Here is a 16,175-nt window from a genome sequence, read left to right on the forward strand (position 1 = left end):
ATGACTGTAGCCAAAACCTATTTTGAGCAAGGTAGTGATAAAGCGTTAATAAATGGTGATTACACCGATGTGTTTTCTGTGCTCGGTATGCACAGCGCAAAAGACGGTAAAGCCTTGATTGTTCGTTGTTACATTCCCGGAGCCTTGGCGGTTGATGTTATCAGCGCTAAAGATGGCCGTAAGGTGGCAAGTTTAGAGCAGGTTGATGAGCAAGGGTTATTTGCGGGCAAAATGGGACGCAGAGTCAATCCATTTGCCTACACACTTAACGTTAAATACCCATTGTGTGAACAAACAGTTACCGACCCGTATCAATTTGACAGCTTATTAAATCCTCAAGATGTGTATTTATTTAGTGAAGGTAGCCAACTACAAGCCTATGGATTTCAAGGGGCAAATTGGCGTGAGCACAGCGGTGTTAAAGGCATTCATTTTTGTGTATGGGCACCTAATGCCAAAAAAGTGGCGGTGATTGGTGACTTTAATGTATGGGATCCAAAGCGCCATGTGATGCGTTTTCATCCAGCCAGTGGATTGTGGGATATTTTTATTGTTGAAGTAGACGCTGAGCAACATTATAAATTTGCCATTACTGACGTTTATGGCAATACAGTGGTGAAATCTGATCCCTATGCGGTTTCAATGCAACCATCGCCTCATAATGCCTCCAAAATCCCGACTGAAGAAGATTTTCAATGGCAGGACAGTGATTGGCTTAATCAAAGAGTTTTGCGTAAAAGTCATAGCCAACCTATGTCTATTTACGAGGTGCAGTTAGCTTCATGGCGTCGTACGGGTGATGATGGACAATCATATACAGATTACGATCAGTTAATCAGTGAATTAGTGCCCTATGTAAAAGAAATGGGCTTTACCCATTTGCAATTGATGCCAATCAGTGAATATCCATTTGATGGCTCATGGGGATATCAACCCGTTGGCTTATATGCTCCAACTTATCGGTTTGGCGATGCTAACGGCCTTAAAGCGTTTATCGATGCCTGCCATCAGCAAGACATCGCAGTGTTGCTTGACTGGGTACCGGCTCATTTTCCAAAAGATCCCCATGGATTGGTTCGTTTTGATGGCAGTCATTTATATGAACACCAAGACCCGCGTAAAGGCGAACATCCGGATTGGGATACATTAATTTATAACTATGGCCGCGCTGAAGTACGCAGTTTTTTATTCAGTAATGCCCATTATTGGCTCAATGAATTTCACTTTGACGGTTTACGATTAGACGCAGTGTCTTCAATGCTTTACCTCGATTACAGTCGAAATGCCGATCAATGGATCCCCAATGAATTTGGTGGACGTGAAAACCTGCAAGCCATTCACTTTTTACAAGAATTAAATGCGCGTATGTATCAGTGTTTTCCGGGCATCAACATGATTGCAGAAGAGTCCACGGCATGGCCTGGTGTCACGCAAGCCACGGATCACAATGGGTTAGGTTTTGGCTTTAAATGGAACATGGGCTGGATGAACGACACGTTACGTTACATCAGTTGTGATCCCCTTTATCGGCGTTATCACCATGGCGAACTGACCTTTAGCCTTGTTTATGCCTACACCGAACAATTTATCTTGTCTCTTAGCCACGACGAGGTCGTACATGGCAAAGGGTCTTTACTGCATAAAATTCCCGGAGACGATTGGCAGAAGTTTGCTACTTTGCGTGCCTATTATGGCTTTATGTGGTCTCATCCGGGTAAAAAACTGCTGTTTATGGGTAATGAATTTGCCCAGCGTAATGAATGGAATCATAACCAAAGCTTGGATTGGCATTTACTTGACTATGCCCCTCATCAGGGTATTCAAGACTGGGTACGCGACCTCAATCAGTTTTACCAACATACACCCGCATTGTATGAATGTGATCATCAAAGTGAGGGGTTTGCCTGGCTCGATTGTCATAATGCCGACAATAACATTTTGGTGTTTTGTCGCTATGGCGAAGATAAACAGCAGCACGTCGTCGTTGTTGTCAACATGTCGCCTCAGGTACACCAGGGGTTTCGAGTTGGTGTACCCAATAATGAAAACTACATAGAAGTGCTTAACAGTGATCATGATCATTATGGTGGTAGTCATGTTGTTAATGATGGGCCGTGCGCAGTGTCAGCAACCCAGTGGCAGGGCATGGATAACAGTATCGTGATTACTGTGCCACCACTAGGATGTGCGTTTTTTATTCCAGAGTCGCTTGATGATATCGAGTAGAACTTATTGATGAACCACTTACGGTTTTTAACATACAGGGCTTTGTTATGGACATGACCAGTGGCTACCCTTATCCATTAGGTGCAACCCTTGATGAAAATGGGGTTAATTTTTCATTGTTTTCAGCCCATGCAACCAAAGTGGTGTTATGCCTTTTTGACCCCAGTGGTCAAGTCGAAGTTGCGCAATATATTATGCGTGACAATACTCGGCAAATTTGGCATTGCCATCTAAAAGGGGCTGAGGCGGGATTATTGTATGGATACCGTGTATTTGGCCCTTATCAACCAGAATTAGGCCATCGTTTTAATCACCACAAATTATTGTTAGATCCCTATGCCAAAAAACTCGTCGGTGAGGTGATTCAACATCCAGCATTGTATGGATACGATGTTACTGACAAAAATGAGGACTTGTCTTTTGACACCCAAGACAGTGCGGCATATATGCCCAAATGTCAGGTTATCAGTTGCGACTTTGTTGCAGAGATCCCTATTGCACCTTTAACAAAGCCTTTAAATAAAAGTGTGCTGTTTGAAACCCATGTGAAAGGCTTTACCAAGCAGCACCCTCACATTGAATCGACAAAACAAGGCACCTTTGCAGGCCTTGCGAGCCAACCTGTTATTGATTATTTGCAAAATCTGGGGATTACAGGGGTTGAACTGTTACCCGTACATGGTTTTTTTGATGAACCCTTTTTAACCGACAAAGGACTGAACAATTATTGGGGCTACAACAGCATTGCATTTATGGCACCACACAGTGGTTATATTGCCGATAAAAACGGGGATATAACAGAGTTTAGGCGGTTGGTGTCTCGTCTTCATCAAGCGGGTATTGAAGTTATCCTCGATGTTGTGTTTAACCATACGGCAGAAGGCAATCATCTAGGGCCAACCTACAGTTTTAGAGGAATAGACAACGCCAGCTATTATCGTTTATTGCCTAACGAAAAGCGTTTTAATATTAATGACACCGGCTGTGGTAATACTTTTAACTTGAATCACCCTCAAGTGCTTATGTTGGTAATGGATTCATTACGATACTGGGTTGAAATCATGGGGGTTGACGGATTCCGCTTTGATTTAGCCAGTTGCCTTGGCCGTGAGGTATATGGGTTTGATCCCGGTAGTGGATTTTTTGATGCCATCACCCAAGACCCAATATTGTGTAAGGTTAAATTGATAGCCGAGCCATGGGACATAGGACCTGGTGGATATCAGCTGGGTAATTATCCGGTTGCCTTTAGTGAATGGAATGACAGATACCGCGACGCAATGCGCCGTTTTTGGCGCGGCGACAGTGGTTTATTGCCAGAATTTGCAAAACGTTTCCATGGGTCAAGTGACTTTTTTGAACACAATGGCCGTGGCCCTTCAGCTAGCATTAACTTTATCACCAGCCATGATGGTTTTACCTTGCATGATCTTGTCAGTTATCGCGATCGGCATAATCTTGCCAATGGTGAAGATAACCGTGATGGCCATCAAGAAAACTGCAGTGATAATTATGGTGTAGAAGGAGAAACCGATGATGTTGTCATTAATGCTATTCGCTCTCGTCAAAAACGCAATTTATTGACTTGCTTGCTGCTCTCGCAAGGGGTGCCTATGTTGCTTGCCGGTGATGAGTCTGGGCAAAGTCAGCAAGGTAATAACAATGCCTATTGCCAAGATAACCCAATAGGTTGGTTTGATTGGGACAATATCGATTGGTCACTGGTGAGTTTTACTGCGCAATTAATCAATTTGCGCAAACGCTTTCCTATGTTATGCCATCAAGCATTTATTCATAAGCCAGAAGCCTTATTTGACAACGGATTAGCTTGGTTTAATCGCCAAGGTGAGGCGATGACAAAATCACATTGGTGTGAGCATCACACACGCACACTCAGTGTGATTATAACGGGTAATTTAGGCCATGCAGATGTCGGCGCCGTGCCAGAAAGCACAGAAGCATTGCTATTACTGATCAACGCCGATAGCCAAGCGCATGAGTTTACGTTACCGCAATTTGCTCATTTAAAACATTGGCATTGTTTATTGCATACCCAAGAATCAGAGCCAGACGCAGATACCAGCCAACCCGTTGTATTAATGGATCGCAGTTTAATGTTATTTCATACCGAGTTTACCAAGGAGTAATGGATGACCACAGCTAAAGAAAGTGCCAGCGTAAAAAAAGCCTCGGCACCACGCAAAAAGCCGACTAAAACCACCAAGGCAGTAACTCCTGTGTCTCAAACATCAGAGCCATGCGAGCCGTGTGACACGTTAGGCGCTTCGCTGGCCCGCCATATTCGTTATGGTTTATGCCGGGATGAACATGAAAAAGAGGAACTATTAACTGCAGTTGCCGAAAGTGTTAAAGAACAAATGTTGGATAATTGGCGTGAAACACGCCTTAAAGACAATCAGTACCAGCAAAAACAGGTGGCGTATTTGTCGCTCGAGTTTTTAATGGGCCGGGCGCTTGGCAATGCTTTGTTAAGTTTAGATTTAACTGACGAAGCCAAAAAAGTCTTAACCGATTATGCCATTTCGCTGGAAGAGCTTGAGCAGGTAGAACAAGATGCAGGTCTTGGCAACGGTGGATTAGGTCGACTGGCTGCTTGCTTTTTAGACAGTTGTGCCAGTCTTGATTTGTCTGTAACCGGTTATGGTATCCGTTATCAATATGGCATGTTTGCCCAAAAAATTGTTGATGGTTATCAAGTGGAACGACCCGATCGTTGGTTGCGACATGGCAATCCATGGGAGGTTCGTATTGCTAATCGTATTGTGAGTGTTCCCTTTTTTGGTCATACCGAAACTTATGTCGACAAAGATGGCCGCCGCCATCATGTGTGGTCCAATACGCAAAATGTTTTAGCTGTACCTTACGATATGCCAATTCCAGGCTTTAAAAATGGCCGAATTAACACCTTACGCTTATGGAAAGCCGAAGCAAACGATGAGTTTGATTTAGCAGAGTTTAACGACGGTGATTATGCTGAAGCCGTTGCCACTAAAAATCTGGCTGAACAAATCACCATGGTGTTATACCCCAATGATGCGAGCGTAAACGGCAAAGAGTTAAGGCTTAGGCAGCAATACTTTTTATCGTCTGCCAGTTTACAAGATTTATTAGCACGTTACGTGGCTAAATTTGGTGAAGATTTTAGTGAATTCAGTCGCCGAAATGTACTGCAATTAAATGACACTCATCCTAGTATCGCGGTGCCAGAGTTAATGCGATTATTGATGGATAAATACGGGTTAGGCTGGGATCAAGCATGGGATATCACCAGTCAATCGATGGCTTATACCAACCATACTTTATTGCCAGAGGCACTAGAGCGTTGGCCAGTTTCAATGATGAAAAACATGCTGCCGCGCATTGTTGAAATCATCTTTGAAATCAACGCAAGATACCTAGAGACAGTGGCTCATCATTGGCCTGGTGACATCAAAAAACTCGCCGAAATGTCGATTATCGAAGAGGGGGCTGAACAACAAATTCGAATGGCGTATTTAGCGATTGTTGCCAGTTTTTCTGTCAATGGGGTTGCCGGCCTACACACCGAACTGCTCAAACAAGGCCTATTTAGTGATTTCTATCAATTATGGCCACACAAATTTAACAATAAAACCAATGGCGTCACCCCAAGACGCTGGTTGGCGTACTGCAATCCAAAACTGGCTGCATTAATGACTCGTCGTCTAGGTGATGAATGGATTACCGATTTAACCCGTCTTGCTGCAATCAATGCCTTTACCAAAGATAAGGCGTTTGTGAATGAATGGGCGCAGATTAAATTGGCCAATAAAGAAGCATTATGTGAATTTGTTGAGCAGCAATGCGGTGTCAACTTTGACCCGAAAATGATGTTTGATGTTCAGGTTAAACGGATCCACGAATATAAACGTCAATTACTCAATATTTTGCATGTGATTCATTTATACCGCCGTATTTTAAATGGTGACACAGAAGGTATGGCACCTCGTTGTGTACTGATTGGTGGTAAAGCTGCACCGGGATATGCCATGGCAAAACAAATCATCAAGCTGGCTAATAATGTCGCGCACATGGTGAATTCTGATCCCTTAGTCACCCCTTATTTGAGAATGGCATTCTTGCCAAACTATAACGTCAGTGCAATGGAGAAGATTTGCCCAGGTACCGATCTGTCTGAACAAATATCAACCGCAGGTAAGGAGGCTTCTGGTACTGGTAATATGAAATTTATGATGAACGGTGCATTGACCATTGGCACATTAGATGGTGCCAACATTGAAATGCTAGAAGAAGTGGGTAAAGAAAACTTTTTCTTGTTTGGCTTAAATGCCCATGAAGTTGCACAAGCAAAAGCCGATTATCAGCCACAAAAATTGATTGAAGCATCGCCAGCCCTTAGCGGGGTGATGAACATGCTTAAGAGTGGTCATTTCAACTTAGTTGAGCCAGGTATATTTGATCATATTATTGCGTCAATTGTTGATCCATACGATCAGTGGATGACAGCCGCCGATTTTGACAGTTACCGAATTGCTCAAGAACAGGTTTCTGCCACCTATTTAGATCAAGCTAAATGGCAGCAAATGAGTATTCGAAATAGCGCCGCCAGTGGCCGCTTTTCAAGTGACAACACCATATCGGGTTATCGCGATGATATTTGGATGAAAAAGTAGTGTATACCCAATTTACCTGAAGATGCACAGTACAGAACCGCTCATAAGGTTCAGTTCGATGCGAAAAGTCGACGTAATGGCATTCCCTTTATAGGCTTTTCAACAAAGAAATGGACGTGATGAGCGGTGCACAAAGGGCGAGGTTGATTGGGTATGGTAGGCGATGCCAACATCGCCAAGTCGTAATGTAAGTCGTGGATATGTGCTTATTAATTGTGGCTTTTAATTAAAAGTCGAATGGAGTCTGCTTATGAGTAATGTTCGTTATATTAGTAATTTAACTCGTGATACCTATGCAATCATCTTAGCCGGTGGTCGCGGTTCTCGTTTGTATGAGTTAACCGATTGGCGTGCAAAACCTGCTCTGTATTTTGGTGGTAAATTTCGCATAATCGATTTCCCGCTATCAAATTGCATTAACTCAGGTATTCGCCGGGTTGGGGTTGTGACTCAGTATAAATCCCATTCATTGATTAGGCATGTCACACGTGGTTGGGGCCATTTTAAAAAAGAATTGGGTGAATCGGTTGAGATTTTACCGGCATCACAACAAACCTCTGGTAATTGGTATCAAGGAACCGCCGATGCTGTGTTTCAAAATATCGACATTATTCGCCATGAAATTCCCAAATATGTGATGATTTTGTCTGGTGATCATGTTTATCGCATGGATTATGCAGGGCTGTTAGCGGCTCATGCAGAGTCGGGTGCCGACATGACAGTATGCTGTTTAGAAACACCGATAGCAGAAGCGGCAGGGGCGTTTGGCGTTATGGAAGTGGATGAAAACATGCGAGTGGTCGGTTTTGAAGAAAAGCCCGCTCATCCTAAACCCACACCCAATGATCCTGAAAAGTGCTTGGCTTCGATGGGCAATTATGTTTTTAACACCAAGTTTTTGTTCGACCAGTTAAAAAAAGATGCTAAAAACGAAAACTCAGACCGCGACTTTGGTAAAGACATTATTCCTGCCATTATTGAACAATTTAATGTGTATGCTTATCCGTTTACCAGTGCCGTGCCAGATGAACCGGCTTATTGGCGTGATGTGGGTACGTTAGATTCGTTTTTTCAGGCAAATATGGAGTTACTGTCACCCACACCCCAACTAAATTTGTATGATGCAAAATGGCCTATTTGGACATATCAAGAGCAACTACCCCCCGCAAAATTTGTGTTTGACGACGATGATCGCCGAGGCATGGCTGTTGATTCTATTGTCTCTGGCGGTTGTATTATTTCTGGGGCAAAAGTGAAACGCAGTGTGTTGTTTGATGAAGTAAGAGTGTGCTCGTATTCATTGGTAAAAGATTCGGTGTTATTGCCCGATGTCGTGGTACTAAAAAATTGTAAAATTCAAAACGCAATTATTGATCGCGGCTGTATTATTCCTGATGGCATGGTTATTGGTTATAACCAAGAACACGATCGTGCTCGAGGGTTTAGGGTGTCTGAAAAAGGGATTACTTTGGTGACGCGTAAGATGTTAGGTTTAGCGGTTGGTTACGAATAAGGATCCTTTAATGACCCAGGACAATGTAAAACGCGTTTTGCTGGTGGCAGCAGAAAACGATGCATTACAGGGGGCAAAAGTTGGCGGTATGGCGGATGTTATTCGCGATTTACCGCCTGCTTTGGCGCAATGTGGTGTAATTGCAGATGTGGCAATGCCCAATTATGGTTTTTTAGCCGCGCATTACTCTGCTAAGCATTATGCCAATATTAAGGTGAATTTTTCAGGAACAAGTCATAGTGTTAAGGTGTTTTGTATGCCGAGGCCATCGACTAAAAATGATCTCTCTGCATCAATGAGCATGTCACACGTGATGATGTCTCCTGAACAATTACAATCGAATCCACCTATGGTGTATTTATTCGATCACCCGTTATTTAATCATAACGGGCAAGTGTATTGTAATGGTGCAGATGATAGACCCTTTGCCGATGATGCGAGCAAATTTGCGTTATTTTCTTTGTGTGTCGCAACCTGTTTAGTCGACAATATTTTACCTAAATACCATGTACTGCATTTACATGACTGGCATGCAGCTATGGTGGCCATGTTAAAAACATGTGTTGATGAGTTTGACCGCCTTAATGACATGGTCTGTGTTTATACCATCCATAATTTAGCCTTACAGGGAATACGGCCATTTAATGGTGATGAGTCATCATTTTCGGCGTGGTTTCCACAATATGCAACTCGGTTAAAACCCATATCGAAAATAAGCTTATTTGATCCACGTTATGCTAATTGTATCAATCCTATGCGAATGGGAATTGTACTCAGTGATAAAGTGCATTTAGTGTCGCCAACTTATGCGCAAGAAGTACTGTTGCCGTCAGATCATGCAAAGGGCTTTTTTGGCGGCGAAGGGCTTGAAGATGATTTGGCTGAAAAAGCGAAGCAGCATAACTTAGTTGGTATTATTAATGGCTGTATGTATGACAATCACCCAGGCGAAATAAACAGTGATTGTGACTATGCGGCACTGCTAACAAAAGCACAAAATGCCGTATTAGCATGGCAAACAAAAGTGCCGCAAGTGAGTGCCATAGACACCATCGCTCTGTGTCGATTATCACAACTGAGCGTAGCCAATGCGTTACGAGCACAAACGTTAAAGGCTCCTTTTCTACTGACATCGGTAGGGCGTTTAACATCCCAAAAAGTGCTTATTTTATTGCAGCCTTTTATTGACCGTCATGGCCATCAGCAGCCAATAACGGTGCTTTCGGCTCTACTTAATACATTAAAGCAACGCCAACCTGATGGCGTCTTGTTATTATTAGGCAGTGGCGATAAACACATAGCACAGCAACTACAAGCGGTTGCAGCAAAACATGATAATCTTGTGTTTATGCATGGTTACGATGAGTCACTGTCTGACATGTTATACCAAGGCGGCGATTTGTTTTTAATGCCAAGTTCATTTGAACCCTGTGGCATTAGTCAAATGTTAGCCATGCGAGCAGGTCAACCTTGTTTAGTCCATGCTGTGGGTGGGTTAAAAGACACCATTATTGATAATGTAAGTGGATGGTCTTTTACAGGCGAATCTCTTTCGCTGCAAGGGACTGAATTAGTTGAACGCTTTAATCAAGTCTTGGCGTTATACAACACACCTGCGTGGCAAAGGGTCACTCAATGTGCATCGCAACAACGTTTTACGTGGGCCGCGGTCGCTAAACAATACATTGAAAAGTTATATCAGTAGTGATGCCAATCAGCGCAAAAATGTGACCATGCTGACTGATTAACATCGCTTACAACATCGCTGCAATTTATGCCTTGTTCTAAGGGTTTATTTCTACGCAATCTGTGATGACTTATGCTGATGAGTATTAACGCAAGCATTTAACCTATAAAAAAAAGCACCGCCATGGTGGTGCTTTTTTATTAACAACTAACGCTACTTATTGAAACAAAGGTTAACTGATTGTGGGGCTATTAATAAGTGTAACGTAGATCTAAGTAGTAATAACCACCGTTAAACCCAAATGGAGTGTTTGTCAGCGGGTAAACAAAAATTCCATTGAAGTTATTGTCTTCAGGACGTTTCTCTGGGTAGGTATCAAATAGGTTTTGTACCCCAAGTGTAACCGCCAAAGCATCAGTGGCTTGGTAACGTGTACTTAAGTCTGTTGTCCATTTTGCATCGTATTCAACTTCACTTGATGAATATCCCACGGTGTAATCGCCGAAATAACTAAAGCGTAAGTTAGTTGTGAAGTCATCATAATGATGCGTAAAACCAATGTTACCTGAATGCTTTGAGGTTGCTTCGGTCATACGAATTTCTTCAATGCGATCAAACAACTCACTTTCTAAACCATTTAGAATAGTTGGTAAGTTAACTGACTCAATGTCAGTTTCTTTGTATGAGTAAGCAAGGTTAGCCGACACGTCACCAAACTGACCGAGGTCAAATTGTTGTGTCATAACCAAATCAACCCCCTGGGTTTCAGTGTCTACTGCGTTCATAAAGAAACGCGCCGATTCTGCGTTGGTGCCAGCAAGTGCTGCAGCAATAACAGGTGAGCTTTCTTGATCAACTGAACCAGACAAAATAATGCGGTCATCGACATTAATTTGATAGGCATCTAATGTCGCTGTAAAGCCATTGTCACCGTTATACACTAAACCAGCACTGTAAGAGTGTGAAATTTCAGCTTTAAGATCGGGAATGTCTAATGCTTCTTTAATTGGCGATAGCTGGTTAAACGTACCTGATTCGCGAGGAACAAACTCACCCGTGACTGGATCTGGGTCAAAAAAGGTCGACACGTTGGTAAAGTATAGTTGTTGGACACTTGGCGCACGGAACCCGGTGTCTGTAGTTAAACGAAACGCGATCTTATCGGTTAGATCATAACGCCCAGACAATTTCCAACTGGTGTTGCTACCAAAATCAGAATAATTTTCGTAGCGCACTGCTGCGGCCCAATAAAAGTCAGTGGTTAGCTGGTTTTCAAGTTCAACATATAAGCCAACGTTAGTACGATCTTCATTGACTTCAGATTCTTTAGTAAAGCCACCAAATCCTTGGCTGCCCCCAGCTTTACCTTGGTAATCACCTAAAATGTAAGACTCTTCTTGTCCGGCTTCAATTTCATAGCCACTTTCACGGAAAGTTACACCTGTGGCGACCACGAGTTCTGAGTCATTATAAAAATCGTAATAGCTAGAGGCATCTAAGGTGAGGTTTAACTCGTTATTAGACAAGGTTCCGGCATAAAAATCGGTTGGGCTGGTTGGGCCTAAAGATGCATTAATGGTGTTTTCAACGTTATATTCAAAGCTGTTGCTGCCGTAGCCAGCAGATGCGTCAATTGTCCATTTACCAATTTCAACGTCATAACCTAACAAGAAAGAGTAATCGATAATTTCTGGGCTAATGAGTGGTAAATAGCCGTCAGGGTACACTTCGATAATATTACGTGAATCTAACGCACGGCGATAAAAAGCGCCCGAGGTGGAGTTGCGCTTACTGACACCACCAAAAGCATAGACTTTGCTGGTGTCACTGATGGCTTGCTCTGCATTGGCAAATAAGCCGTAATTATCATAATCGCTGTCACCAACATGGTGGTTTAAGCGATCAAACGTTTCTTCACGAGGATCTAAGCTGCCATCAGCTAAAGTAGGGTACTGTTGACGCGGGTCTAAACCGGCACGGTTGGTTGAATTCTTTTGGTGAGCTTCTAAGGATACGTTAACAAAACCATCATCGCTAATACTAAACCCTTGGTTAACGCCAACACGCACTTGCTCGCCATCACCTTCATAGGTTTGCCCCACTTGAGTTGAAATGCTGCCGCCTTCTTCGCTGTCTTTTAAGACAACGTTGATCACCCCAGCGATGGCATCTGAACCATAAAGCGCAGATGCGCCATCACGCAAAATTTCAATGCGTTTGATTGCTGTCATTGGGATAGCATTTAAATCAACGTTAGACGAGCCTTTACCCACTGTGCCTGATAAATGCACTAACGCTGAACCGTGACGGCGTTTACCATTTACTAACACTAATGTGTGATCGGGTGACATGCCACGTAAACTGGCTGGGCGTACCGCATCGCTCCCGTCTGTGATTGATGAAAATGGAAAGCTGTAGCTAGGTGCTGCAAATTGCAGTGCTTTTGCTGTTTCAGTGATACCTGTAGCTTCAAGTTGCTCCGAGGTAATAATATCAACCGGTGTAGGGCTGTCTGTTGCGGTGCGCAACGCGATACGAGAGCCAACAACCTGAATGCGCTCAAGGTTTTGACCTTCTTCTGCTGCCATAGCCGTTGGGGCTGAAACACTGGCGACGACCGCCAAAGACACGAGACTTTTATACATTAGCAATCCTGCGATAACGTTAATAGAATTTTTGTAACATTATAGAGCATTTTTGCTGGTGTATAGATCGGTTTGATATAGGGTTGGTTAGTTTAATACGGCATATATAATGACACATAGGTATAGTGAAATTTACTAATACAAACAGTTTGTTAAATTAGCTTTTCAAACAAACGAAAACACCTGACAAATTTAACAGGTGTTTAACATTTTGGGATTTATCAGGGGTAATACACTAATCGGGTAGGCTAGCCTGATGTGCTTGAATAAAGTCAGCCATGGCTTGCTCTGCACGTTGCTGTGCACTAAGCCAGGTATCTGAGGCTGTCATGGGCTCAACCACTTCGTAGTAACACTTAATCTTAGGTTCGGTACCTGACGGTCTAACAATGACGCGCGCACCATTTTCAAGACAATAAATAAGCACATCACTTTTGGGTAAATCGATAACTGCGGTACTACCATCTGAGAATGTGCGCAACGATTCATTTAAATCATCCCTTGATTTAACAGCAAAGCCGGCAATGTTTGCTGGTGGATGTTGACGCAAATGCTCGCCAATGTTTGGTGTATCAGGTTTAAGGGCAATGCTTACCTGAGCGTTAAGATGAAACCCATGTTGGCGATAAATTCGCGCTAACTTATCCCACACGGTTTGACCTTTTTCAGCTAATTGAGCACACAGTTGGGCAAAAGCCACTAATGCAGATAAACCGTCTTTGTCCCATACCGTACTGCCTACGGTGTAGCCAAGTGCTTCTTCGTAAGCAAATAAAAATTGGTTATCAGCTTGGCATTTGTTAATTCCCACATTCATTAACCATTTAAAGCCGGTGAGGGTGGTGTAACAGCTAGCCTCTAATGACTGTGCTACTTTTGATAATAAGCTCGAAGACACAATCGTGGTGCCTACAAGTCGTTGATGGGCTGGCGCATGTGATAATAAATACTCACCAATTAAGACACCAACTTGATCGCCAGTCAGCATCTTATAGTCATTGTCAGCAGTTTTAACCGCAACAGCAAACCGATCGGCGTCAGGATCATTAGCGCAGGCCAGCATGGTTTGATGCTTTTTAGCCTCTGCAATCACTAAATCCATTGCGCCTTTTTCTTCGGGATTTGGGAAATTCACCGTAGGAAAATCACCATCGGGTTCACGCTGGGCTGCAACAGTATAAATGTGTGTAAATCCAGCATCCTTTAATACCGTCTCTGCCATGTCTGCCCCCACACCATGCATGGCGGTGTAGGCCAAACTAACAGACTGAGTATTTGCGTGTTGCTGTAATACACTCGCGCTGCGAATGGCGTCTCGATATGCTTGATAAAAATCATCGTTAAGCCAGACGAGTTTGTCTTTTGCTGCACTGAGCGCCATAAATGGGATGGCTTGGGTTGCAGCATGTTCAATTTGGGCTGCAATACCTGAGTCGTGCGGTGGAATAATTTGCGCGCCATTTTCCCAATACACTTTATAGCCATTGTATTGCGGTGGATTATGGCTTGCTGTCACCACAATTCCTGCCGCTGCGTTAAAGTGTTTTACGCCAAATGCCACAAGTGGTGTTGCGGCTACCTGAGATGTTAAGCGAACTGTAATGCCCATTGCACAGAGCACGCTGGCAGCATCATGAGCAAATGCGTACGAATCATGACGTCCGTCATAACCAATAATAACGCCTCGATTAGCGGCATCTATAATGTGTTCGAGTAAATATGCGCCTAGCCCTGCTGTTGTTTGCCTGATCACTAAGCGGTTCATTGCCATGGGACCTGGGCCTACTACCCCACGAAGCCCAGCGGTGCCAAATGCTAAACGTCCAGAAAACATAGCCGCTAATGCAGCTTCATCTTGGTTGTCGACTAAAGCCTGTATTTGCGAGCGGGTGCTTGGATCGGGGTCTTGTTGTAACCAGTGATGAATTTGGTGTTGTAAGTGAGTATTCATGATCAACCTCATTGATAATCATTTTCAATTGCTGCATTAACAGTAGAAAAATAACCGCCTAAGAACAAGTAAAATTGTGTAATACCTGTAGTAATACCATTGTGCGTGAGTAAATGATCTCTTTGCGAGAATTTAAAAGGGCTGAAACAAGGCGAATGACTTAATAGTTGTTCTCTTTTGAAGTCATGCAACGCAGTGTAACTCGCCACAAAGGAATGCCCAGCGGTTTTTGCTCTGGGTTCTCGCTACTTGACAGGGAACAATCATGACGAGCCTTAATCAAAAAACGCTGAATGCATTCAAAGTGGTCACCAATTAATGCGCAATGTTACAAAAACACCATAATGTCGCAAATTGACTATCAAGGGTTGAGTGCTGTGGATTTGGATTGGGCAAATAAAAACGCGCAGTGCAGGGCATTACGCGTTTTTTAATGACTTGAGCTGTACTAGCTCAGTCTAGCTTTAGTTAAGCTTTTGGAAAATTCTGCGGGAAGAAAGCTCGTTTGGCTTCTTCATCAAACTCGCCTTTAAAGGCCACATCTTTACCAATATTGCGTGCCACTTCAACGGCTGGGCGAGCGCTGATGCGATTAAACCAAGCTTGCAGATTTGGGTACGGCGCTAAACCTTCTTCGCCTAATACGACAGTTGCTTTATCTATCCAGCCCCATGCAGATACGTCTGCAATGGTGTATTCGTCACCCACTAGGAACTCGCGCCCTGCTAGGTGTTCGTTAAGCACCTCATAGTGGCGTTGGGCTTCACGCAAATAACGGTTGGTTGCATAGGCAATTTTTTCTGGTGCATGGTGTCTAAAGTGAACCGATTGACCTGAAAATGGGCCTAACCCTGTAGCGATAAACATCAACCAAGACAGTAACTCACCGCGGTCTTGTACTTTACCTTGTAACTTACCCGATTTTTCAGCAAGGTATAATAAAATCGCATTCGAGTCGAAAACTCTCACGCCATTATCATCAATGGCTGGCGTTTTAGCATTAGGATTAATCTTTTTAAATTCTGCTGTGTGTTGCTCACCTTTTAGGGTATCAACCGGAATAAGTTCATACGGTAAGCCGGTTTCGGCAAGAAACAGCGCGACTTTCATTGGGTTTGGACCAGGGTGGAAATAAAACTTAAGCATGTGAGCTCCTTTGACTGTTTAGCAATGATGGCTATTGAAACAGTTTGTGAACGAATGTTCAAGTTGTTTTTGAACAGATGGTCACTATTGTGCTAACAGGGCTTAAAGTTTGTTGCATGTCTTCGAAAGAGAATCGATATTGATTCAGTCATTCGTCTTGTTTAAGCCCGGTTAAACTCGCTCAGTTATTAGTTATTAGTTATTAGTTATTAGTATGAAATGGTATTCGTTTAAAGTGCATTTAAACTAACGTCGCTCAGCTAAATTTTACTTAACCTGAGCTCGGGATAAGGGATGAACTTATACTATTTAAAATCAACATGTTACCCATTCT

Annotated in this window: 8 protein-coding genes; 5 read left to right on the forward strand and 3 right to left on the reverse strand. The window is 43.2% G+C overall.

Features of this window, described 5'->3' with window-relative positions; translation table 11 throughout:
- From glgB to L2703_RS03905, 5 genes are all read left to right on the forward strand, one after another.
- Positions 1 to 2,226 (forward strand): 1,4-alpha-glucan branching protein GlgB, encoded by a 2,226-nt coding sequence (gene glgB, locus L2703_RS03885; RefSeq protein ID WP_248969823.1) that lies wholly within the window; start codon positions 1 to 3, stop codon positions 2,224 to 2,226.
- A gap of 47 nt (positions 2,227 to 2,273) precedes the next feature.
- Positions 2,274 to 4,373, forward strand: a complete 2,100-nt coding sequence (glgX, locus tag L2703_RS03890) for a glycogen debranching protein GlgX (protein WP_248969824.1) — start codon at positions 2,274 to 2,276, stop codon at positions 4,371 to 4,373.
- A gap of 3 nt (positions 4,374 to 4,376) precedes the next feature.
- Positions 4,377 to 6,899: a glycogen/starch/alpha-glucan phosphorylase gene (locus tag L2703_RS03895; RefSeq protein WP_248969825.1), complete on the forward strand. Its 2,523-nt coding sequence runs from the start codon at positions 4,377 to 4,379 to the stop codon at positions 6,897 to 6,899.
- 250 nt (positions 6,900 to 7,149) lie between these two features.
- Positions 7,150 to 8,412 carry a glucose-1-phosphate adenylyltransferase gene (gene glgC / locus L2703_RS03900; protein ID WP_248969826.1) on the forward strand — a complete coding sequence of 421 codons (1,263 nt, stop codon included), beginning with the start codon at positions 7,150 to 7,152 and terminating at the stop codon, positions 8,410 to 8,412.
- Positions 8,413 to 8,422: 10 nt separating this feature from the next.
- The gene (locus L2703_RS03905) at positions 8,423 to 10,117 is read left to right on the forward strand and encodes a glycogen synthase (RefSeq protein WP_248969827.1); all 1,695 of its coding nucleotides are present in this window, start codon (positions 8,423 to 8,425) and stop codon (positions 10,115 to 10,117) included.
- 233 nt (positions 10,118 to 10,350) lie between these two features.
- On the opposite strand, the gene L2703_RS03910 is transcribed toward L2703_RS03905, so the two are convergent.
- From L2703_RS03910 to L2703_RS03920, 3 genes are all read right to left on the reverse strand, one after another.
- Positions 10,351 to 12,744: a TonB-dependent receptor plug domain-containing protein gene (locus L2703_RS03910; protein ID WP_248969828.1), complete on the reverse strand. Its 2,394-nt coding sequence runs from the start codon at positions 12,742 to 12,744 to the stop codon at positions 10,351 to 10,353.
- Positions 12,745 to 12,979: 235 nt separating this feature from the next.
- Positions 12,980 to 14,695, reverse strand: a complete 1,716-nt coding sequence (locus L2703_RS03915; protein ID WP_248969829.1) for a phospho-sugar mutase — start codon at positions 14,693 to 14,695, stop codon at positions 12,980 to 12,982.
- Between the two features lie 468 nt (positions 14,696 to 15,163).
- Positions 15,164 to 15,841 (reverse strand): glutathione S-transferase family protein, encoded by a 678-nt coding sequence (locus L2703_RS03920; protein WP_248969830.1) that lies wholly within the window; start codon positions 15,839 to 15,841, stop codon positions 15,164 to 15,166.
- Between the last annotated feature and the right edge of the window lie 334 nt (positions 15,842 to 16,175).

The sequence above is a fragment of the Shewanella basaltis genome, from assembly GCF_023283885.1.
Classification (GTDB): domain Bacteria; phylum Pseudomonadota; class Gammaproteobacteria; order Enterobacterales; family Shewanellaceae; genus Shewanella; species Shewanella basaltis.